Origin of the sequence: Mesorhizobium sp. B4-1-3 (assembly GCF_006439355.1) — a bacterium.
Classification (GTDB): Bacteria; Pseudomonadota; Alphaproteobacteria; order Rhizobiales; family Rhizobiaceae; genus Mesorhizobium.
In genome coordinates this window covers 69,756-90,637 of sequence record NZ_VFTG01000004.1, presented here as the reverse complement: position 1 = coordinate 90,637, position 20,882 = coordinate 69,756, and the positions used below count along the sequence as shown (strand labels likewise).

Annotated in this window: 27 protein-coding genes and 1 pseudogene; 8 read left to right on the top strand and 20 right to left on the bottom strand. The window is 63.2% G+C overall.

The features are described from left to right. Positions 1–2: 2 nt before the first annotated feature. Both FJW06_RS07270 and FJW06_RS07265 read right to left on the bottom strand, forming a co-directional pair. A complete protein-coding gene (locus FJW06_RS07270) occupies positions 3–707 on the bottom strand; it encodes a TIGR02281 family clan AA aspartic protease (protein ID WP_140750105.1) in 705 nt (234 codons plus the stop codon). Between the two features lie 10 nt (positions 708–717). After that, entirely contained in the window at positions 718–948 is a 231-nt protein-coding gene (locus tag FJW06_RS07265; RefSeq protein ID WP_140750103.1) for a DUF1289 domain-containing protein, read from the bottom strand. Between the two features lie 165 nt (positions 949–1,113). On the opposite strand from FJW06_RS07265, the gene FJW06_RS07260 reads away from it, so the two are divergent. After that, positions 1,114–2,109 carry a nicotinate-nucleotide--dimethylbenzimidazole phosphoribosyltransferase gene (locus FJW06_RS07260; protein WP_140750101.1) on the top strand — a complete coding sequence of 332 codons (996 nt, stop codon included), beginning with the start codon at positions 1,114–1,116 and terminating at the stop codon, positions 2,107–2,109. A 16-nt stretch (positions 2,110–2,125) separates the two neighbouring features. Here the strand turns inward: FJW06_RS07260 and FJW06_RS07255 are convergent, their stop codons facing one another. Then, complete coding sequence (locus FJW06_RS07255) at positions 2,126–3,652, bottom strand: HAMP domain-containing sensor histidine kinase (protein WP_140750099.1); 1,527 nt, start codon at positions 3,650–3,652, stop codon at positions 2,126–2,128. Positions 3,653–3,728: 76 nt separating this feature from the next. Between FJW06_RS07255 and FJW06_RS07250 the strand changes: the two genes are divergently transcribed. From FJW06_RS07250 to FJW06_RS07235, 4 genes are all read left to right on the top strand, one after another. Further along, positions 3,729–4,352 (top strand): thermonuclease family protein, encoded by a 624-nt coding sequence (locus FJW06_RS07250; RefSeq protein ID WP_140750097.1) that lies wholly within the window; start codon positions 3,729–3,731, stop codon positions 4,350–4,352. 47 nt (positions 4,353–4,399) lie between these two features. Continuing rightward, positions 4,400–5,011 carry a glutathione S-transferase gene (locus tag FJW06_RS07245; RefSeq protein ID WP_140750095.1) on the top strand — a complete coding sequence of 204 codons (612 nt, stop codon included), beginning with the start codon at positions 4,400–4,402 and terminating at the stop codon, positions 5,009–5,011. A 28-nt stretch (positions 5,012–5,039) separates the two neighbouring features. Next, positions 5,040–5,657 (top strand): uracil-DNA glycosylase family protein, encoded by a 618-nt coding sequence (locus FJW06_RS07240; RefSeq protein WP_140750093.1) that lies wholly within the window; start codon positions 5,040–5,042, stop codon positions 5,655–5,657. Positions 5,658–5,764: 107 nt separating this feature from the next. Beyond that, positions 5,765–6,256 carry an Lrp/AsnC family transcriptional regulator gene (locus tag FJW06_RS07235; RefSeq protein ID WP_006205209.1) on the top strand — a complete coding sequence of 164 codons (492 nt, stop codon included), beginning with the start codon at positions 5,765–5,767 and terminating at the stop codon, positions 6,254–6,256. Positions 6,257–6,277: 21 nt separating this feature from the next. On the opposite strand, the gene FJW06_RS07230 is transcribed toward FJW06_RS07235, so the two are convergent. The 13 genes from FJW06_RS07230 to moaA form a co-directional block, all read right to left on the bottom strand. Beyond that, entirely contained in the window at positions 6,278–6,850 is a 573-nt protein-coding gene (locus FJW06_RS07230; RefSeq protein ID WP_140750091.1) for a DUF3299 domain-containing protein, read from the bottom strand. 64 nt (positions 6,851–6,914) lie between these two features. After that, positions 6,915–7,493 carry a GNAT family N-acetyltransferase gene (locus FJW06_RS07225; RefSeq protein WP_140750089.1) on the bottom strand — a complete coding sequence of 193 codons (579 nt, stop codon included), beginning with the start codon at positions 7,491–7,493 and terminating at the stop codon, positions 6,915–6,917. Further along, a complete protein-coding gene (locus FJW06_RS07220) occupies positions 7,453–8,157 on the bottom strand; it encodes a DNA alkylation repair protein (RefSeq protein WP_140750087.1) in 705 nt (234 codons plus the stop codon). The genes FJW06_RS07225 and FJW06_RS07220 overlap by 41 nt, the downstream gene beginning before the upstream one ends. Positions 8,158–8,163: 6 nt before the next feature. Beyond that, positions 8,164–9,033: an NAD(P)-dependent oxidoreductase gene (locus FJW06_RS07215; protein ID WP_140750085.1), complete on the bottom strand. Its 870-nt coding sequence runs from the start codon at positions 9,031–9,033 to the stop codon at positions 8,164–8,166. Between the two features lie 113 nt (positions 9,034–9,146). Further along, positions 9,147–9,971 (bottom strand): ABC transporter permease, encoded by an 825-nt coding sequence (locus FJW06_RS07210; RefSeq protein WP_140750083.1) that lies wholly within the window; start codon positions 9,969–9,971, stop codon positions 9,147–9,149. Continuing rightward, on the bottom strand, positions 9,968–10,684 hold the full coding sequence (locus tag FJW06_RS07205; RefSeq protein WP_140750081.1) for an ABC transporter permease: 717 nt from the start codon (positions 10,682–10,684) through the stop codon (positions 9,968–9,970). Before FJW06_RS07205 ends, FJW06_RS07210 begins: the two co-directional genes overlap by 4 nt. Positions 10,685–10,761: 77 nt before the next feature. Continuing rightward, the gene (locus FJW06_RS07200) at positions 10,762–11,547 is read right to left on the bottom strand and encodes an ABC transporter substrate-binding protein (RefSeq protein WP_140750079.1); all 786 of its coding nucleotides are present in this window, start codon (positions 11,545–11,547) and stop codon (positions 10,762–10,764) included. Positions 11,548–11,698: 151 nt separating this feature from the next. Next, positions 11,699–12,214 (bottom strand): molybdopterin-guanine dinucleotide biosynthesis protein B, encoded by a 516-nt coding sequence (gene mobB / locus FJW06_RS07195; RefSeq protein WP_140750077.1) that lies wholly within the window; start codon positions 12,212–12,214, stop codon positions 11,699–11,701. Further along, positions 12,211–12,843: a molybdenum cofactor guanylyltransferase MobA gene (gene mobA, locus FJW06_RS07190; RefSeq protein WP_140750075.1), complete on the bottom strand. Its 633-nt coding sequence runs from the start codon at positions 12,841–12,843 to the stop codon at positions 12,211–12,213. Before mobA ends, mobB begins: the two co-directional genes overlap by 4 nt. 4 nt (positions 12,844–12,847) lie before the next feature. Then, positions 12,848–13,768 carry a DMT family transporter gene (locus tag FJW06_RS07185; RefSeq protein WP_140750073.1) on the bottom strand — a complete coding sequence of 307 codons (921 nt, stop codon included), beginning with the start codon at positions 13,766–13,768 and terminating at the stop codon, positions 12,848–12,850. Between the two features lie 123 nt (positions 13,769–13,891). Beyond that, positions 13,892–14,248: a hypothetical protein gene (locus tag FJW06_RS07180; RefSeq protein ID WP_140750071.1), complete on the bottom strand. Its 357-nt coding sequence runs from the start codon at positions 14,246–14,248 to the stop codon at positions 13,892–13,894. 87 nt (positions 14,249–14,335) lie between these two features. Further along, positions 14,336–14,830 (bottom strand): hypothetical protein, encoded by a 495-nt coding sequence (locus FJW06_RS07175; RefSeq protein ID WP_140750069.1) that lies wholly within the window; start codon positions 14,828–14,830, stop codon positions 14,336–14,338. Between the two features lie 53 nt (positions 14,831–14,883). Continuing rightward, positions 14,884–15,879, bottom strand: a complete 996-nt coding sequence (gene moaA / locus FJW06_RS07170) for a GTP 3',8-cyclase MoaA (protein WP_140750067.1) — start codon at positions 15,877–15,879, stop codon at positions 14,884–14,886. Between the two features lie 303 nt (positions 15,880–16,182). On the opposite strand from moaA, the gene FJW06_RS07165 reads away from it, so the two are divergent. After that, positions 16,183–16,536: a DUF971 domain-containing protein gene (locus tag FJW06_RS07165; RefSeq protein ID WP_140750065.1), complete on the top strand. Its 354-nt coding sequence runs from the start codon at positions 16,183–16,185 to the stop codon at positions 16,534–16,536. A 194-nt stretch (positions 16,537–16,730) separates the two neighbouring features. Further along, positions 16,731–17,342: a pyridoxamine 5'-phosphate oxidase family protein gene (locus FJW06_RS07160; protein ID WP_140750063.1), complete on the top strand. Its 612-nt coding sequence runs from the start codon at positions 16,731–16,733 to the stop codon at positions 17,340–17,342. Between the two features lie 168 nt (positions 17,343–17,510). On the opposite strand, the gene FJW06_RS07155 is transcribed toward FJW06_RS07160, so the two are convergent. Beyond that, on the bottom strand, positions 17,511–17,963 hold the full coding sequence (locus FJW06_RS07155) for a MarR family transcriptional regulator (protein ID WP_140750061.1): 453 nt from the start codon (positions 17,961–17,963) through the stop codon (positions 17,511–17,513). Between the two features lie 47 nt (positions 17,964–18,010). Between FJW06_RS07155 and FJW06_RS07150 the strand changes: the two genes are divergently transcribed. Beyond that, positions 18,011–18,901, top strand: a complete 891-nt coding sequence (locus FJW06_RS07150) for an alpha/beta hydrolase (protein ID WP_140750059.1) — start codon at positions 18,011–18,013, stop codon at positions 18,899–18,901. 115 nt (positions 18,902–19,016) lie between these two features. Here the strand turns inward: FJW06_RS07150 and plsY are convergent. The 3 genes and pseudogenes from plsY to FJW06_RS07135 all read right to left on the bottom strand — a co-directional run bounded on the left by plsY (position 19,017) and on the right by FJW06_RS07135 (position 20,826). Further along, positions 19,017–19,707 (bottom strand): annotated as a pseudogene (plsY, locus tag FJW06_RS07145) (glycerol-3-phosphate 1-O-acyltransferase PlsY). Between the two features lie 33 nt (positions 19,708–19,740). Next, a complete protein-coding gene (locus FJW06_RS07140) occupies positions 19,741–20,142 on the bottom strand; it encodes a rhodanese-like domain-containing protein (protein WP_040994826.1) in 402 nt (133 codons plus the stop codon). Positions 20,143–20,214: 72 nt separating this feature from the next. Continuing rightward, entirely contained in the window at positions 20,215–20,826 is a 612-nt protein-coding gene (locus FJW06_RS07135) for a TetR/AcrR family transcriptional regulator (protein WP_140750055.1), read from the bottom strand. Positions 20,827–20,882 lie beyond the last annotated feature (56 nt).

Sequence of the window (20,882 nt, the reverse complement as noted above, 5' to 3'; positions counted from 1 at the left end):
AATCAGTCCCGCAGGATCATGCGGTCGCCGCGCACGTCGAAACCCGACAACGAGCCGATGAAGTTCATGCCGAGCAGGCTCTGGTCCAGCATGCCGGGCGCGGCGACCATCACCGACATATCCTTGCGCACGATACCGCCGATCGCCACCTCGTCGGTCCTGACCGTCGCCGCCCGCGCCATGCCGTTGGCGGTGGAGACGTCGATGCTGTAGCTGAGCGCCGCAGGGTTGAAGCCCGCGGCCTGGGCATCTTCCGACGTCAGCACCGTACTGGTCGCGCCGGTGTCGACCACGGCCCGCACCGGCGTGCCGTTGACCAGGATGCGGGCCTCGAAATGGCCGTTGTCGGCCTTGTCGAGCGTGACGGTGGGACGGCCGTTCTCCATGCCGAGCGCCAGCGGACTGCCGGGCACGAAGCCGGCCGTCACGCGGCTCGCGACGTCCTGCAGCTCGTAGCGATATTGATAACCGGCGATCAGCACGAGGATCAGCGCGGCCCAGACGCCGATATTGCGTGCCATGTCGCCCAGCGGCCGGCCCGAGCGGAGCAGGCTCGCGCCGATCACCATCACCAGCACGCCGACCCAGATCAGTCGGCCGAAGTCATTGTTGTTCATGCCGAAAGTGTGGCCGGCCGAATTGTTGAGCATGAGCAGCACGAGCCCGACGCCGATCGCCGCCATGACGATCCAGAACAGGCGGTTCATCGGTTTCTTCTCACAAAAGGCCGCGCTCGCGCGCCATGCGGGCACGCCGGGTCTCGCGGCGCGGCCGTCGCTCGACCGTTTCGAGCCGTGCCGGCAGTTCGGCCATTACCGCCCGGCGCGTTTCGGGGGTCATCGTGAGCCAGCTGGAAATTTCGTCACGCGTGCGGCCGCAACCGAAACAGAAGCCGGTTTTCATATCGATCGAACAGACCAGGATGCAGGGGGATTCGATGGCGGTCATGCTGTTCTCTTGGCTTCATCCCACATGGTGCAACCGCCCGAGCAATGCAAGCCCTCCTTATTGCGCCGCAAGGCACCGCGTTCGCGGCATCGTCAGGCGGTTGTGCCGGCGGGAGAAGGCGGCTATGCCGCTTGCGATTTTCGCAACGAACCGCGACCGACATAAATGCCTGCTCAGCCTTTCGACGATTTCCGAAGCCTCCTGGCGGCCCTGCCGCCGGCCGATGACGCGGCGGGCGGCCGCGTCCGGGCACTGTTCGCCAAGGCGGACAAGCCGAAAGGATCGCTGGGACGAATCGAGGACATCGCGGCCTGGATTGCCACCTGGAGCGGGCGCGCACCGCCGGCGATCAATCGGCCGCTGATGGCGATCTTCGCCGGCAATCACGGTGCCGTCAGCCATGGCATTTCGCCGCGGCGTGTTGCCGCGACCGCCGATGAAGTCGAGCTCTGCGCCGCCGGCGGGGCCGCGATCAACCAGGTCTGCATCGCCAACGATCTCGGCCTGAAAGTCTTCGATCTGGCCTTGGATATCCCCACGGGCGACATCACCGAGGAGGATGCGCTCGATGAGCGCGGCTGCGCCGCCACCATGGCCTTCGGCATGGAGGCAGTCGCGGGCGGCGCCGATCTTCTGTGCCTTGGCGATCTCGGCGTCGGCAATTCGACCATTGCGGCTGCCCTTTGCGCCGCGCTGTTCGGCGGCAAGGGGACGGATTGGGTTGGGCCGGGGTCCGGCGCCGATGCGGCGACGATGGCGCGAAAAGCCGAGGTTGTCGATCGGGCGCTGGCGTTTCATGGTTCCGGCCTCAGCGATCCGCTCGAGGCTCTGCGCAGGGTCGGCGGACGCGAATTCGCGGCGATCTGCGGCGCCATTCTGGCGGCGCGCATGGAAAAGATCCCCGTCCTGCTCGACGGGTTCGTGGCGACCGCGGCGGCCGCGGTTTTGCATGCGGCCAATCCAGTCTCGCTCGATCATTGCCTGCTTGCCAACCTGTCGCCGGAGGCTGGCCACGGCAAGGCGGCCGAGAGGCTCGGACTGCGGCCGCTGCTCGATTTCGGCATCAGCCATGGCGAAGGCGTAGGCGCGGCTCTCGCCGCCGGTATCGTCAAGGCCGCGGCGTTGACGAGTTCGGGCATGGCGGCGGCCGTCCGCCGTTAAAGGCTCCAAGAGCGCTTTAGCGGCGTCCGCGCGTTGCCGCGACAGCCTTGGTCGGTAGGGCCGGCAGTTCCTCCATCACCCGGCTCAGCGGAAAGATGGCGATCGCCTCGGTGCCCTCGCGCAGCTTGGAATGAAGCTCGAATGTGCCGCCATGCATGGCAAGCAGCCCCTGCACGATCGGCAGGCCGAGGCCGGTTCCCTGTTCGGCGCTCTTGATGGCGATCGAGCCCTGGCCGAAAGCGGAAAGCACCACCGGGATTTCCTCGTCCGGTATGCCCGGGCCGTTGTCCTTGATCGAAATGTACTGGCCGCCGCCGGCGGTCCAGCCGACACGCACGCGCACTTCGCCGCCGGACGGGGTGAACTTGATCGAATTGGACAGAAGGTTGAGCGTGATCTGCCGGACGGCGCGCTCGTCGGCGAAGAGGCGCGGCAAGGTCTCCTCGAATTCCTGGATGATGCGGATGTCCTTGTTGCGGGCGCGCAGCTCCATCATGTGGCAGCAGTCCTCGACGATGGTCACCAGCACCACCGGCTCCTCGTTGAGCTGGTAGCGGCCGGCCTCGATGCGCGACAGGTCGAGGATCTCGTTGATCAGGTCGAGCAGGTGCTGGCCGGACTCATGCACGTCATGGGCATAGTCGCGATAGGTCGGATTGTTCATCGGACCCAGCACTTCATTGGCCATCACTTCGGAGAAGCCAAGGATGGCGTTTAGCGGCGTCCTGAGCTCGTGGCTCATGGAGGCGAGAAAACGCGATTTCGCCAGGTTGGCGTCCTCGGCACGCCGCCTTGCCTCGTCCGACATCGATTTTGCCGTCTCCACTTCGGCAATCAGCGCGTCCTTCTCCGAGCGGAAGGACAGCACCATCAACGACGCCTGGTTGAGGTGGCGTGCGACGTAACCGAAGAAGGGAAGTGCTGCGATGAGCAATGCCGCCATCGTGGCTTCGATCGGCGTCCACAGACGCATGATGGTGTAGACATAAACGGCAACGGGAATGGCGAAGGTCGCGAACAGGGCGCCGCCAAGCGAGGAGGCTAAGACCGCCGTCATCGCCATGGCGACCAGGATCACCATGGCCTTGGCCACATGGAACTGGTCGATCTGGCATGTGTTGCAACCGATCCAGGCGAACCAGGCCCAGCCAAGGCCGCATAGGAAATGGCCGATCAGGAAGTCGCGGCGCGTCTGCGCTGGGTCGAGCTCGGCCGCCTCGGTCCGCTCCACGCGACGCGCCATGAAGGCGACGATCGTGTAGCAAAGCAGCGTCGCCAAGGCCCAGATGGTGATCTGGCTGTCCAGGCCTGCCAGCCGGCCGATGGCCGCTACCGCAAGCACCAGCAGGGGGATAGCGACCGCGCTGACCACCATGGTGCGGGCATGCAGCTTCAGCAGTTCACGGTCGAAGTCGAGACTGCCCGCCTGCTGCGAAAGGCGGTCGCGCGTCTTGCGCACCGCGCGCGCCACATCGCTGTTGCGGTGCGGTTTACGGCGGTCCACAATAAATTTATCCGCTGTGTTCGAGCGTTGCAAAGGCATACAGACTTCAATTTCTGCGCGCAGCGACTGTCAGTTCGTTAAGCTACGTTCGAATGATTAAGAGACTGTTTGCCATATGAGCCGTTTCGGGGTGCGAGGACCGCGCCGACGCTATGCGGCGAGCCCGCCGCGCAGCCTCTGGCGCACGCTGCTGGACTATGGGCTTGCCTTCCTTTTGCTGGGATTGCTCATCTTGGTGGCGGCGCGGCTCGATCGCTTCGAGACACGCAACGAGCAAGGCACGGCAATCGTCAATGACGGCGATTCGATCACACTCGGGAGCGAACGCATCCGCATGCGCGGCATCGACGCTCCGGAATACCAGCAAACCTGCCAGAAGGGTGGCGCCGACTATCCCTGCGGCAAGCTGGCGCGGCAGTCGCTGGTGCGGCTGATCGCCGGCAGGCCGGTTTCCTGCAGCGGCTGGCAGCGCGACCGCTACGGCCGGCTGCTCAGCGATTGCAAGGCGGGCGACACCGACCTAAACCGGGCCCAGGTGCAGGCCGGATGGGCGGTTGCCTTCGGCGACTTCGAAACCGAGGAAACAGTGGCGAGAGCGGCCAAGGTCGGCATCTGGGCAGGCACTTTCGAGGAGCCGCGGCAATGGCGCGACAGCCATCATGACGCGCCGGTCGAGAGAAGGCACGGCACGCTGGCGTCGTTCGGCGATGCGTTGCGCGAATTTGTTCGCTTCTGGTGATGGGTGGACCCGCGCCCTATGATCCGGTGGAGAAGCTGGAGGATGGAATGAAGCTGTTCGACGGTGGCCGCGCGCCCAATCCGCGGCGCGTGCGTGTCTTCCTTGCCGAGAAGGGACTGACGGTGCCGCTGGTGCCCGTCGACATGGGCGCGCTGGAACATCGCGGCGCAGAGGTGGCGCAGCGCAATCCGCTGCGCCGCCTGCCGGTGCTCGAGCTCGACGACGGCACCATCATCACCGAATCGATCGCCATCTGCCGCTATTTCGAGGAGTTGCATCCCGAGCCGGCGTTGTTCGGCACGGGCGCGCTCGGCAAGGCAAAGGTCGAGATGTGGCAAAGGCGCATGGAACTGAACCTGATGGCCAGCGTCGCCGCCGCGTTCCGGCACATCCATCCGGCGATGAAGGAATGGGAAGTGCCGCAAATTCCGGAATGGGGAGAGGCCAACAAGCCGAAGGCGATCGACTTCCTGCATCTCCTCGACCGCGAACTGGCGGAGCGCGAATTCGCCGCCGGCGATGCCTATTCGGTCGCCGACATCACCGGCATGATCGCCATCGATTTCATGAAGCCGGCCCGCATCAAGGTGCCGGAGGAATGCGCGAACGTGCTGCGCTGGTACGCGGCGCTGACAAGCCGGCCGAGCGCGACGGCCTGAGCGACGGAAATTGGATAATCCGCCCGATATGAGACAAGCGCTGGAGCGCCTTACCGAAAGGGTGCGGGCCTGCCATATCTGCATCGATGAGCCCCGCGGTCGGCCTTTGCCGCATGAGCCGCGGCCGGTGCTGCAGCCGTCCTCGACGGCGCGGATCCTGCTTGCCGGCCAGGCGCCAGGCACCAAGGTGCATCTGTCGGGCATGCCGTTCACCGACGCTTCGGGAGACCGGCTGAGAAACTGGCTCGGCGTCACCTCGCTGGAATTCTACGACACCGAAAAATTCGCCATCGTGCCGATGGGCTTTTGCTTTCCCGGCCAGGATGCCAAGGGTGGCGACCTGCCGCCGCGCCGCGAATGCGCGCCGGCCTGGCGCTCGCAGCTGATGGCGCTGATGCCTCAGATCGATCTGGTGCTCACAATCGGCGGTTATGCGCAGGCATGGCATATGGGCACGACACGGCTGCCGTCGCTGACCGAGACGGTCAGGAACTGGCGCGCCATATGGGATGGACCGTCCATGCCGAAAGTGCTGCCGCTACCACATCCGTCATGGCGAAACACCGGCTGGCTGAAGAAGAATCCCTGGTTTGAAATGGATTTGCTGCCCTTCCTGAGATCGGAAATCCGCTATCGCATTGATTAGGTATCCTGCAAGATATCACTCGCTTTTTGGGCCTTTGGCAGAATTTCTTTCTTGTTAATGGGGCCGATAAAGGGGATTATGGGGAAACTATTCCCCTGGAGCTTCCCATGGATCGCCTCGACAGAAAAATTCTCCGCCTCCTGCAGGAGGACGCGACGCTCGCGGTCGCCGATGTCGCCAAGAAAGTCGGCCTGTCGACCACGCCGTGCTGGCGGCGCATCCAGAAGCTCGAGGAAGAGGGCGTCATCAAGCGGCGCGTCGCCATCCTCGACCACGAGAAGGTCAATGTGCGCGTCACCGTCTTCGTGTCGATCCGCACCAATTCGCACAGCCATGAATGGCTGCGGCGCTTCTCCGAGGTCATCCAGGAATTCCCGGAAGTAGTCGAATTCTACCGCATGAGCGGCGACGTCGATTACCTGCTGCGCGTGGTGGTGCCCGACATCGCCGCTTACGATGCCTTCTACAAGCGGCTGATCGCCAAGATCGAGATCCGTGACGTCTCGTCGTCCTTCGCCATGGAGCAGATCAAGTACACGACGGAAATTCCGCTCGATTACATGGTTCTGGACAAGGAATCGGGCGCGAACGCGGCGTGACGCTGGTTGCGCCGATCGGCCTTAATTCTTCTTTTTGTTTAGGAAATTCCACGGCGAGTTGACCGGCAGAGTGACCGTGTCCGGCACGCTGTCGACGCTCGCCACCTCGGCCTTTCGCACCGTGTAGCCGGACTGGACGATCGACACGCCGTCGAGGATGAAGAGCTGGCTTTTCTCCATGCCGGGCCGCAGCACGCCGGTGACGGCGACCGGTTCATAGGCCTCTTTCATCTTGTAGGGATGCGCTGGCGTCACCAGCACGATCTGGTTGGGCGGCGGCGTCGGCATGTGGCTGCAGGCGCCGGTCCACGGCACCAGCAGGAATTGGTAGACGAGGTCACCCTCGCGGTCGACCGGCAATGCATAGCCGGCTAGTTGTATCATCTTGTCCTGCAGATCGAGCGACAAGGTCTCGCCGTGGTCGGGCAGTTTTGCCGCGATCATCGGCAGGTTCGCGTCCTCGGCAATCGCTTGCGTCGCAGGGCGCAGATCTTTCCAGAAGATATGCGCGACATTGGCCGCGGCATCGGCTCCGGTGGCTGCGAACAGCAGCATGGAGGCCAGCGTCGCGCATGATTTGAACCGCTTGTTCATGATCCCTCCATCCTCCGCCAGCCGATTTCCGGAATCGAGTAAAAGCGTCCTGACCGGTCCGGGTTCAACGGCTGAGCCGCATCACATGCCGGCGCGTGCCGGCGGTTCCGATCTCATGGAAGCCCCGCGCGGCGAACATGCCGCGAAAGCCCATGAAGCGATAGCTGGGTGCCGCCTCGTCGACGGGATAGGCTTCGACGGCACGCGCGCCTTTGCCGAAGGCATGGTCGACCGCGGCATCGAGCAGGGCGGAGGCCAGCCCGCCGCCGCGCAAAGCCCTCGGCACATAGAAGCAGACGATCGACCATATGCCGGTCTCGCTATCGTCCTGCTGCCTTGACAGTTTCCGGTAGGTCTCGCGCGGCGCAACCGAGCACCAGCCGATGGGCTTGCCCTCCAACTCGGCGACGATGCCCACGGGAGTACCATCATCGATGCGCGCCATCATCATGCGCTTCTTCTCGTCGTTTTCGATGTGCTCGCGGCTGGAATGGCGCCAGGCCATGCACCAGCAATATTTCGGCGCGCCGGGCTGCTCGAACAGCGTTTCGAAACGACCGCGCGTTTCTTGCGTCACCTCGACAAAGCGGACGCCGGAAAGGTCAAATTTTTGCGGCTGCGAGCCTTGCGAGCTGTTTGGCATTCGTCAGTTCCTTCACCGCATCCTTGCCGATCCAGCGCGCCGCCTTGTCCGAGGATGCCGCCAGTTTTTCCGCCAGCGCAAGGGCAGGTGCGTGCAGGCTCATCGAGCGCTTGCCGATCTGCCGCAGCGCCCAGTTGACCGCCTTGCGGACGAAATTGCGCGGATCGCCGGCGTGTTTCGCGATCAGCGGCAGATAAGCAAGGAAGGTCGCGTCCGGCTCTTTCTTGAGATGCACCGCGCTCCAGGCCAGCATGGCAAAGGCGGTGCGCCGAACGAATTCGCGGTCGTCTTCGGCGAACTCGTCTATCAATTCACGCCAGAATGGCGTCTCAGCGAACAGGTCCGCTACGGTGTCGACGATCTCCCAGCTGTCGAAATCCGCGGCCCAGCGCCGGCATTGATCGATATCGACCTTCTTAGACTCGCCGGTGAAGGCCGCTATCAGCCGGGCTTCGCGGACACCGCTGTTCCACAGCAGAAGCGATCGCTCATGGTTCTTCTTGAGTTTTCGCGCCAGCGGCCGCAATTGCGAATTGCCGACGCCGAGCGCGCTTGCCGTATTGATGCCGAAGCGCGCCATGCCCGCCCGGTTCTCGTCGGTGCCGACCGCGCGCAAATGCGCAATGATGTCGTCGGCGCTCCAGCTTGGATCGGGCAGAGGCATCGTCGCCTATTTTTCCAGTCGCGCCAGCAGCGACGAGGTGTCCCAGCGCTTGCCGCCCATATCCTGCACGTCCTTGTAGAACTGGTCGACAAGCGCCGTCACCGGCAGCTTGGCGCCGTTGCGGTTGGCCTCCGCCAGGCAGATTCCGAGATCCTTGCGCATCCAGTCCACAGCGAAGCCGAAATCATACTTGCCGGCATTCATGGTCTTGTGGCGGTTCTCCATCTGCCAGGAGCCGGCCGCCCCCTTGGAGATCACCTCGACCACCTTTTCGATGTCGAGGCCTGCCTTCTTGCCGAAATGAATGCCTTCGGCCAAACCTTGGACGAGGCCTGCGATGCAGATCTGGTTGATCATCTTTGTGAGTTGGCCGGCGCCGGCCGGCCCCATCAGCCCGACCATGCGGGCGTAAGCGTCGATGACGGGCCTCGCCTCGTCGAAAGCGGCCTCATCACCGCCGACCATGACGGTCAGAACGCCGTTCTCGGCGCCGGCCTGGCCGCCGGACACCGGCGCGTCGAGGAAGGAGAAGCCCGCTTTGCGCGCGGCTTCGTCCAGCTCACGCGCGACCTCGGCCGAGGCGGTGGTGTTGTCGATGAAGACGGAACCGTTCTTCATCGCCGCGAAGGCGCCGCTCGGGCCGGTGGTCACCGAACGCAGATCATCGTCATTGCCGACGCAGGAGAAGACGAAATCCTTGCCCTCGGCAGCCTCTGCCGGCGTCAGCGCCAGTTTGCCGCCATGCTGGGTCACCCACTGCTCGGCCTTTGCCTTGGTGCGGTTATAAACGGTCACGTCATGGCCGCCCTTGTTCCTGAGGTGCCCGGCCATCGGGTAGCCCATGACGCCAAGACCGAGAAATGCAACCGATGCCATAGACCTGCCTTCCAACAAAACACGGTTTCCAGTGGCGGAAGGTCTAGGCCATGCGAAAAATTCGTCAAGGCACGCAGCGCCGCATCGGCTGGTGCAGGCCTGAACGGCTTGATCTAGCGATGCAGGTGGATGGTGATGCGGCGCTCGATCCATTCGACCCCGTGGCGCAGGATCTCGACCATCACCAGATAGACGATCGCCACCCAGATATAGGCCTGGATGTCGAAGGACTTCGCGTAGGCGAGCTTGGCGTTGCCCATCAGATCATAGACGGTGATGATGGCGACGATCGCCGAGGCCTTGATCATCAGGATGAGCTCGTTGCCGTAGGGCCTGAGCGCGACGATGATCGCCTGCGGCAGCACCACCTTGCGCAACGTCTGCAATTTGTGCAGGCCGAGCGAGGCGGCACCTTCCCATTGGCCGCGCGGCACGCTTTCGATGGCGCCGCGCAGGATTTCCGCCTGGTAGGCGGCGGTGTTGAGCGAAAAGGCAAAGACGCCGCAGTAGAAGGCTTCGCGGAAGAACCACCACAACCCGACCGTCTCAAGCTCAGGCCGGAACGAGCCGATGCCGTAATAGACCAGGTAGGTCTGCACGAGCAGCGGCGTGCCGCGGAAGAAATAGACGTAGCAATAGGCAAGCCCGGACAGGATCGGGCTTTTCGACATGCGGCCATAGGCGACCGGAAGCGACAGGATGGCGCCGAGGACCATGGAAATCGCCACCAGCGACAGGGTGGTTCCCAAGCCTTGAAGATAGGCCGGCGCGTATCTGGCGAAGAACTCGGGATTCCAGGCATAGACCAGGTAGGCCACGATGCCGGCGCCGAACAGAATCCAGATGCCGACCAGCGCGTAGCCGAGGATGCGGGCTCGCGGCCAGCCGCGCGCTTGCGGCGGCGGCTTGTCGATGGCGACCGCCTGGCTGACGCTCATCGCGCTTCCCACCGCCCGAGATAGCGCAGGATGTAGCTCGTGGCGATCGACGACAGGACGGCCAATGCCAGGAAGATCAGCGCCGCGACGCTGTAGAACAGGAAGGAATGCCTGGTGACGCGCGCCGCGACACTGGACTGGCGCAAGGTTTCAGCAAGATTGACCACCGAGACCAGCGAGGTGTCCTTGAGCAGGCTCAGCCAGCAATTCTCGAGACCCGGAAAAGCGATGCGTATCAGCTGCGGCAGGATCACCAGCCGCATCGTCTGCCATTTCGACAGGCCAACGGCGTAGCCTCCCTCATATTGGCCTTTCGGAATGGCGCGGAACGCGGAGAGGAAGACCTCGCTGGCGTAGGAGGAGAAGATCAATGACAGCACGATCATGCCGGCGACGAAGCTGTTGACGTCGATGGTGGCATTCGGATTGAACAACCGCACCACATACTGCAACAGAAGCGGCATGCCGAAGAAGAACAGGAACAGCGTCACCAGTTCCGGCAGGCCGCGAAAGACCGTGGTGTAGATGTTGCCGGCGAGCCTGAGCGACGGCTCTTCATGCTGCTTGGCGAAGGCAACGAAAAAGCCGATCACCAGGCCGATCGGCAATGTGGCGAGCGCCAATGCAATGGTGACCAGAACGCCAGACGCAATGTCGTCACTCCAGCCGTCCGGTCCCCAGCTGAGAAGTGTCCAAATGCTTTGGGCCGGCATTGACGGGTCGTGTCTCCGTGGCGATCCCGGGAGAAGAGAGGGGCGGCGAGGGGTGCCTCACCGCCCTGGCTAACTTATCAGGATTCGGCGCCGTAGACGTCGAACTTGAAGTACTTGTCGTTGATTTCCTTGTACTTTCCGTTCTTGCGAATGGCGTCGATGGCGGCGTTCAGCTTGTTGACCAGATCGGTCTCGCCCTTGCGCACGGCGATGCCGGCGCCCGGTCCGAATATCTCGACCGGCTGAGGCGAGGGCTGGCCGAGGATCTTGCAGCAGGCGCCGTCCGGCGAATCCAGCCACTGCTGCAGCACGACGATGTCGTCCTCGATGGCGTCGAGACGGCCATTGGCGAGGTCGGCCTGCTCCTCGGGGCTGCTCGGATAGCCCTTGATGGTGCTGTCCGTGTAGGTCTTCGAAGCATAATTGTAGTGGGTGGTCGTGGTGGCGACGCCGATGGTCTTGCCGGCGAGGTCTGCCTTGGTCACGCCCTTGAGCGGCGAATCCTTCGGTACGGCGATGGCCGAAGGGGTGTTGTAGTATTTGTGCGTGAAGTCGACCTTTTCCTGGCGCTCTGGCGTGATCGACATCGAAGCGACGATGGCGTCGAACTTGCCGGCCTGGAGCGCCGGGATAATGCCATCCCAATCCTGCGCGACGAAGGTGCACTTCACCTTCATCTCGTCGCAGAGAGCCTTGGCGATATCGATGTCGAAGCCGACCAGCTGGCCGTCCGAGGTAAGGTTGTTGAAGGGCGGGTACGCGCCTTCGGTGCCGATCCTCAGGGTCTTTTCCTGAGCCTGGGCGACGCCAAGTGTCAGCAGCGCGGCCGAAGCGGCAAGCGCGATACGCAGTGCAATACGCATGATAATCCTCTCATATTGTCATGGCCGCTGTCCCGTGCGGCTCTTGTGGGCGGAGCTTCTTTACCGCCCGCTGAGGCGGATACTCCCACTCTTTCCAAGAAAAAAGCAACTCCAAATCAACGGCAAACGAAGATCAGGATGTGCCGCTGCGTTACTTGGTTTGGACAACGAGACCTGTGCTGCGCTCGACAAAGTCGGCTATCGATTTGGTATCGTCGAGATCGAAAACCGGCAGGTCTTCGCCTTCGACTGTAAAGTCAGCGGCGACCGCGACGATGTTGGGGTCGTTGGCCGAAAGCGGCGTCCGGTCCCTGGCTCCGAGCCGCCTTGCCTCGATCTTCTTGTGCGCTTCGCGCTTGTAGCCCTCGACCAGCACGATGTCCGAGGGCGACAGCCGCGCCAGGATGTCATCCAGCGTCGGTTCGTCCTCGCTCCGCAACTCGTGCATCAGCGCCCAGCGCCGGCCGGAAACGATGGCAACCTCGGTGGCGCCCGCCTGCCGATGGCGGAAGCTGTCGGCGCCCGGCTTGTCGATGTCGAAGTCATGGTGGGCGTGCTTCACGGTCGAAACCGTCCAGCCGCGCGCCACCAGCTCGGTGACGAGCTTTTCCGTCAGGGTCGTCTTGCCGGAGTTCTTCCAGCCGGTGATGCCGAATACGCGTCTCATGGCCTGAGGATTTGCAACAGACGCTCCGCCGCTGCAAGGTCGTCCGGTGTGTTGACGTTGAAGAACGGGTCGATCTTCTGGCTGCCGGCCGCGATCATGGGGAACTCGACCTCGACGTGGCCCTGGCGTTCCATGAAGGCCGAAACCTGCCGGTTGGCCTCGTCGACCAGGAAACGACGCAAGGCGTCGCGCAGGCCAAGCGGCCAGAGCGCGAAGGTCGGATGCCATCTGCCGTCCGAGCTCGCGATGGCGATCGCGCCGGGCCGGTCGCGGGTTGCGGCTGCGAGGCGCTCGACGAGGTCGTCGGGGAAGAACGGCGTGTCGCCGGCGGCGCTCATCAGCCAAAGACAGCCTGTTTGCTTTGCCGCCCATTCGAGGCCGGCGAGGATGCCTGCCAGCGGTCCGGCATGGCCCGGCACCGTGTCTTCGATCACCGGCAGGCCCATGCCGGCAAATCGCGCCGGGTCGCCGTTCGCGTTGAGCCCCAGGATCGCGACCTGCGGTTTCAAGCGCGCCGCGACATGATCGATCAGCCTGGTTTTGCCTAACGGAAGCAGCGGCTTGTCGCCGCCGCTCATCCGGCGCGCCTGGCCTCCCGCCAGAATGATCCCCGCAACGTCTTGGTCCATCGGCCTATATGGCGTCCGGCGCCATGGCGGGTCCAGCGCTTTCGGCAGCAGGTTGCCGACTGCCGACGACGCGCTCGCGGTAGAGCGCATAGATGCCCGAGCCGATGATGATGGCGGCGCCGGCGATCATGGGCAGATCGGGGACGTCGCCGAAAATGACGAGGCCGAGCAGGATAGACCAGAGCAGGGCGGTGTAGCGGAAAGGCGCGATGAAGGAGATGTCGCCCGAGCGCATCGCCATGATGATGAACTGATAGCCGATGAGCACCAGCACCGCCGCGAGCGCCAGAAGCGCGGTCGCCCGGCCACTCATCGGCGTCCAGCCGCCCATTGGCGACAAGAGCAGCGCGCCCAGCGCCGTCATGGCAAGGGCGGTCGCCGTCGACACCAGAAGCGTCGGGATCGATTGCGGGATGCGCTTGGTGGAGAGGTCGCGCACCGCGCAGCAGGCAACGCTGGCCAGTGCCACCAGCGAATAGACGCTAAACCCTTCGAACCCCGGCCGCACGATGATCAGCACGCCGACGAAGCCGGCGGCAATCGCGGTCCAGCGCCGCCAGCTGACGCCTTCGCCGAACACCAGGGCCGCGCCCATGGTCACCGCCAGCGGCAGCGCCTGCATGACGGCGGAGACATTGCCGATCGGCAGATGCGCAAGCGCGATCAGGAACGACACGGTGGCGCCTGCCTCGCCGGCGATACGCATGGCCACCATCGGCTGCAGCATCGCGGCCGGATTGGCAAGCGCGCCACGCCGCCAGGCGAGCAGAACGACGAAGACGGTCGCAAAGGCGCCGCGCACCAGCATGACCTGCGCCATGTTCATCGATTCGGAAGAGAATTTGGTGATCGCGTCGTTCAAGGTGAAGCCGACCATGGCCACGATCATGAACAGCGCGCCGCGCAGATTGGGCGAGAGGGGCAAAGGCGTTTCCGGATCCTATTTGGATCGAACCTGTAGCAGGTCGGCGGAAACAGCAACGCCAAAAGGAATGGGCCACGAATTTCTGCGCGGCCCGTGAGATCGATTTGCCGAAATCCCGAAGACTTACTTCGGCGTCAGCACTTCGGTGCCGTTGCCGTTCTGGCCTGCGATGGTCCATAGCCCATGCAGGGAGCCGTCCTTCTCGATCTTGTAGACGACGAGACCGACTTCCTTGCCCATCGCGTAGCCGGCGGAAAACGCATTGTCGTTACGCATGCAGATGCCGTCCGAGGTCGAGCCGCCGGTTTCCCAGTGGATCGTACAGGTCGTGTCGCTGGTCAGCGCGATCGTTGCCTCGCCGCCATATTTCGAGCCGTCGAAATTGGTGCCGGCGACCGTGTAGGTGCCGCCGATCGACTGAGCCGCGGCCGGCATGGAGGCAATCCCAAGCATTGCAAGTGAAAGCATGAATGTGCGCATGTGCACCCCCCCCTAGAGCGAAATCGCGCTCCAAGGCTAGGCCCGAAAAGGCCGGCGGTAAATCGGCCGGAAGGCCGTGTAGATGGTTTATTTCGAGTGTGGCCCGGACACCTCGTGCAGGCTCGCGGCGATGGCGCCGACCAGCGGGTCGTATTTCGCCTTGAGCGCTGCAGGATACTCGATGAAGACGGTATGGATGACGTCCCCCTTGCCGAACACGGACCGCCGATAGAAGATCTTATCATCCTTCGTACCCGACAGAACCGCCCAGTTCTTGCCGGTCTTGCCGTAGGTGACTTTTTCACCTGGCTCCGGGCTGGCTTTTTCGTTCTCGACGAGGCTCTTGGGTGTGTCGCCCTGTGCATTGTAGCCGCCGTAGCAGGTCACGCTGGCGCCGTCGGCGCTTTGCCATTCCAGGCCGTCGCCGTTTTCCGGCTCAGGCATGCGCTTGCTGAAAATCTGCTCCGGGAACGTGCACACGGTGCCGAAGCGCGCGTTGACATAGGCGAACGGCTTGGCCGGCGTCGTTGCCGTCAAGAACAGAAACGCGGAAAACAAGCCGATGCGACGAAGATGCTGCATGATGCCCCCTGGTCGATGACCAAAGGCGATCCTGCACCAAATCGCAGAAAAAATCAGCCGCCGGTGACGCTCATATGCCGCGATACCGAAGGACGGCTGGTGCGGCGGTCGATGATGAAATCATGGCCCTTGGGCTTGCGGCCGATGGCCTCGTCAATGGCCGCTTCGAGCAGCTCGTTACCCTCGGAGGCGCGCAGCGGCGCCCTCAGATCGGCGGCGTCCTCCTGGCCGAGGCACATATAGAGCGTGCCCGTGCAGGTCAGCCGCACGCGGTTGCAGCTTTCGCAGAAATTATGCGTCATCGGCGTGATGAAGCCGAGCCGGCCGCCGGTCTCGGCGACCTGGACATAGCGGGCAGGGCCGCCGGTCTTGTATGGAATATCGCGCAGCGTGAACTGGCGCTCCAGCTGGGCGCGCAGCAGGGACAGCGGCAGATACTGGTCGGTGCGGTCGGCCTCAATCTCGCCCATCGGCATGGTCTCGATGAGGGTGAGGTCCATGCCGCGCCCATGCGCCCAGCGCATAAGCCCGGGGATTTCGGCGTCGTTGAAGTCGCGCAGCGCGACCGCATTGAGCTTGATCTTCAGCCCTGCCTTCTGCGCGGCGTCGATGCCTTCCATGACCTTGCCGAGATTGCCCCAGCGCGTGATCTGGTGGAATTTTTCGGCATCCAGCGTGTCGAGCGAGACGTTGATGCGCTTGACGCCGCAATCGGCGAGTTCGGCGGCAAAGCGCGAAAGCTGCGAGCCGTTGGTGGTCAGCGTCAATTCGTCAAGCGCGCCGCTGTCCAGATGCCGCGAAAGCTGACGCACCAAATGCATGATGTTCTTGCGCACCAGCGGCTCCCCGCCGGTCAGCCGCAGCTTCTTCACGCCCTTCTCAATGAAAACGGTGCAGAGCCGGTCAAGCTCTTCCAATGACAGCAGATCCTTCTTCGGCAGGAAGGTCATGTCCTCGGCCATGCAATAGGTGCAGCGAAAATCGCAGCGGTCGGTGACCGATATGCGCAGATAGCTGATCGTGCGACCGAAGGGATCGATCATGTGCAAGCGTTTCCCGTGGCCTGAGCGGCGTCGTTATATACGGCTATGTGATACGATCCGGCGACGCATTCAAGATAAAAGGTCTTGATCTTTGGTAACATTCCCCGACCGACATCGCGTGTCGGCCGGCCTCAAGTGGCTTTCCGGATCGCGCGAAGCGGCGTAGGGGAGGGTGCAACCAGAGCATGATGCCGAAAAGTGTGAAGCGGTTTTTCGGACGACATCATGCTCTATCTCTTTGACTTAGAGACGGATTCAGATTTCAGGTCGATTCGACCTGAAATCATCCGTCTCTAGACAGGACCAGTCATGACCGCGCCAAAAGAACTCAGGGTCTCGAAGGACCGCAAGCTCTTGACCGTGACCTTTCCCGGCCATCATTCCTTCGAATTGCCGGCGGAGTTCCTGCGCGTGGTTTCGCCGTCGGCGGAAGTGCAGGGCCATTCGCCGGAGCAGCGGGTGACGGTCCCCGGCAAACGCAATGTCGCGATCCTCAAGATCGAGCCGGTCGGCAATTATGCGGTGCGCATCACCTTCGACGATTTCCACGACACCGGCATCTTCACCTGGAACTATCTGCATACGCTCGGCCACGAAAAGGACGAGCGTTGGAACGCCTATCTTGCCGAGTTGGCAGAGAAGGGGCTGAGCCGGGACCGTTAGAGCAATTCCAGGAAAAGTGTGATCGGTTTTCCGCCCGGAATTGCGTAAAAACAAAGAGATAGGGCGTTTCAACGTTTCCGTGAAACGGTGAAACGAACTAGCCCGGCGCCTGGCAGCCCGATATCGGCAGCCGACTGTCGTCAAGGCGTCATGGACATGGGGTAGCGCCGGCAAAAGGTCAGGAGGCGAAGAAGATGTCGCGCATCACATCCATCGAACAGCTCGAGGCGCTTTACGGGCTGCCGGGCGAGGCTTCGGTCGTCAAGGAACTCGACCATGTGATTCTCGAATATGCCGCCTTCATCGAGGCCTCGCCCTTCGTGGCGCTGGCGACCAGCGGACCCGAGGGGCTCGACTGCTCGCCGCGCGGCGATCTTGCCGGCTTCGTGCGCATCGTCGACGACAAGACGCTGATGATGCCGGACAGGCGCGGCAACAACCGCGCCGATTCGCTGAAGAACATCATTCGAGATCCGCGCGTCGGGCTGCTCTTCCTGGTGCCGGGCTCGGGCACCACGCTGCGCGTCAACGGCCGTGCTCATATCACGACCGATGTCGGACTTTGCGCGTCCTTCATGGTCGACGGCAAGCCGGCCCGCTCGGTCACCGTCGTCGATGTCGACACGGTCTACTTCCAGTGCGCCCGCGCCATCGTGCGCTCGGACCTCTGGAACCCGGCCAGGCATGTCGACCTGAAGTCGCTGCCGACGCCCGGCCAGATCCTCGAGGTCACCAGCCGCAAGAACATCGACGGCCAGAAGTACGACCAGGAATGGCCGGAAAGAGCAAAGAAGACGATGTGGTGACAGGTGCGCCGATAGTTCGGTGAGGCCGGCCTGCAAATGGCGGGTTCCTGCGCTTCCGGTGCTCACGTACCTTGAGTACGCTCCGCTCCGGTTCTCGGAGCCCACCATTTTCGACTCGGCCTGACCGAAATCTCAGCGCACCTGAGCCAAGTCTTGGCAAACCTACGCTCAGGCTTCCTTCAGCACGTCGGCGATCTTGCGCATCTGTTCGCCGATCATGTCGCACTGTTCCGGCGTCGACTGGCTCATCGCCTTCTCGATCAGTGCCATGTGAACCTTCAGCGCCTTCATCAGCAGGGCCTCGCCCGCCTCAGTGAGGTTCAGCCGCAGCACCCGCTTGTCCTTCTCGTCGCCCTCGCGCCGCACCAGTCCGCGCGTCTCGAGCTGCGGCAACAGCATGGTGACGTTGGAGCGCCCGACCAGGAGTTTTCGGGCAAGGTCGTGCTGCGACATGCCGGGGTGCCGGTAGAGGTTCATCAGCACGTCGAGCTGCGCGGGCTTGAGGTCGAACGGGGCGAGCTTCACGGCAAGCGTGCGCTCCAGCACGTGGCAGGCGCGCGCCACCGCAACCCAGTTGCGAAAGCGAGGATTGTCCCAGGGCAGCTCTTGCTTAATGTTCATGTTTGAACTATTATGTTCATGCTTGAACTAATGGATGAACTGCCAATATGGCATCATTTGGAATGAAGGTCATCCGGGGCGTTTTCGGCGCGGGCGAGCATGTTGCGCCGCGTCTCAGCGGCCGCGCCGCGTTCGAATTGTTTTGCCGGACACCCAGCGTCAAGGCCTTGAGCGACGGCGAGCGCCGGGCTGTCGACCGCGCTTCAGCCTTCATGGCCGAAGCGCGCCATCACCGGCTGAAGACCAGGACCGACTGCGTCGCCGTGCACGAATTCCGCGCGGAGCCGGGCAGAGAGTCGCGCGGCACCGTGCTCGTCATCCATGGCTGGCGCTCGCGCACCGAATACATGCGCGCCCTGATCGAAGGGTTTCGCGGCGCCGGCTACAAGGTCGTCTCGCTCGATTTGCCCGGGCATGGCCATTCGCTCGGCCGTCATCTCAACATGGTGAATGCCGTGGACGCGGCGCGGGTCGCGGGCGAATGGTTTGGTCCCTTTGCCGCCGTCGTCGGTCACTCCTTCGGCGGCGCGATTGCCGCCAATGCCGTGGCGGCATCTGTCAAAGGCATGCCGCCGCTCAAGGCGCAGAAGCTCGTGCTGATTGCCGCGCCGAGCTCGCTGCCTGCGATCTTCGACGATTTCAGCGACATTATGAATGTCGGGCCGCGCTCCCGCGTCGCCATGGCGGACAGGGTGAAACGTCTTTCCGGGCGGCCGCTCAGCGAGTTCACTGGCGACCGCCAACTGGCCGCTGCATCCGTGCCGACGCTGATCATCCACGCGCCGGACGATCGTGAGGTCCATGCCGACCATGCGAAGCGTTACGCGGGTGCCGGTAAACATGTCCATCTGCACTGGGCCGACGGGCTTGGCCATCGGCGAATCCTCGCCGACAAAGATGTCGTTGCACGCGCGGTGGGCTTTGTGACCGGGCAGTAGGAAGCGACCTTGCACTAGATCGTGATGGCGTTTCGTTGAATCGCCCTCACGATCTTACTCTTTGTTGGAGCATGATCTTTCTCGAAAGCCGGTTCCCACTTTTCGGGATCATGCTCTAGGGACGTGCCGCGCCCTGTCCCGGGCTTCTATGACCTAGGCGGGGCTCGGTTCCGGCCAGCAGCCGCTGGATGTTGGCGAGATGGCGCAGGATCACGTAGAGGCTGCCTGCGATCACCAGCAAGCGATAGGGCAACGGTTGCTCCAAGCCGCAGACAAGGGCGACCGCCGTCAGCGCCGCCAGCATCGAGCTGAGGGAAACGACCCGGAAAAGAGCCAGCGTGACGGCAAATGCCGTCACGGCACCCAATCCCGCGGGCCACGACATTGCCAGCAGCACGCCCAATCCTGCCGCCGCGGATTTTCCGTCCGTGAAATTCAACCAGACCGACCGGCCATGCCCGAGCAGTACGGCAAGTCCGGCCAGGCATACGGCCCAAGACACCCAGATTTGCGGTTCAAGTGCCGTCGGCGGCGGCGCGGACGATATCGTGAAGCACCAGGGGTAGAACCAGCGAACAAAGACGATCGCCGCTACGCCTTTCAATTTTTTCAATATATTGACCAGCAGCACCGCCAACGCGGGCCATTTTCCCAGGGTTCTGAGCACATTGGTCGCGCCGGTCGACTTGGAGCCGTGCTCGCGGATGTCGATGCCCTTGAGCAGTCTGCCGGCCAGATAGCCGGAAGGCGTCGAACCGAGGAGAGGCGACCACCGATCCAACCGCGCTCGCTATCCAGAAAACCATCGGGTCGGTCCCAGGTGTTGCGAAGGACTGTGATCAGTCCGCCTTCTTTTTCTGCCCCGGCTCTACCGGCAGGCCGGCCGCCTTCCAGGCGGTGTAGCCGCCGAGGATGTGCTTGACCGGCGTCAGGCCCATGTCCTGCGCCGTCTTGGTGGCTAAAGCCGAGCGCCAGCCGCCGGCGCAGAAGAAGACGAAGGTCTTGCCGCTTGCGAAGAACGGCTTGTGGTAGGGGCTTTCGGGATCGATCCAGAATTCCAGCATGCCGCGCGTCACATGCTTGGCGCCCGGGATCTTCCCGTCGCGCTCGACCTCGCGCGGGTCGCGCAGATCGACGAAGATCGTCTCGTCATCCTCCAGCAGCCCCGCTGCCTCCTCCGGCGACACGACCTCGATCTCGGCATTCGCCTCGTCGAGAAGCTGGCGATACCCTTTCTTCACGGCAAATCCTCCCGGCCACGTTTGCTGCGGCCGCCGAAATTTCGATCACAAAGCCTGGCGTTTGTCACGGGGTCAGGTGTTGGCCCCGGCCATCGTCCGCCATGCCGCCATGGCGCCGGCAACGGTCGCCATGAGGGCGGCATGGGTTGCGCCGTCGCGCGCCTGGATCGACATGCCATGCTGTACGGTGGCGAAGAAGGTGGCCGCGGCCCGGCAATCGAAATCGGCAGGCAGCTCGCCTTCCGCCACGGCCCGGTCCAGACGCGCTTGAAGCGCCGTCTGATTTTCGGCGCGGCGGCGGCGCAAATCCTGGCAGATCAGCCCTTGCGTGGAATCCTGGTGCAAGGCTCCGAGCGCGATAAGGCAACCCTGCGGCCGGTCGGCCCGTGAATAGGCCCGCGCGGTCTCAGTCAAAAAACCCTCGATCGCGAGCCGCGCGGTCGGGGCTTCTTTCAGCGTCGACCAGATGTCGGTGCCTTCGCTGCGCGTGTAGAGGTCGGTCGCCTCGAGGAAGAGCGCTTCCTTGCTGCCGAAGGCGGCGTAGAGGCTGGGCGAATTGATGCCCATGGCCGCGGTCAGATCGCTGAGCGATGCGCCCTCATAGCCCTTGGCCCAGAAAACCTCCATCGCCCGGCGCAAGGCGGCGGCTCGATCAAAGCTGCGCGGGCGGCCCCTTTCCGGCATGGTGCCCTTCCGTTCGATTCTGTGTTGATCGATACATAATTTACTTGACGGCACCT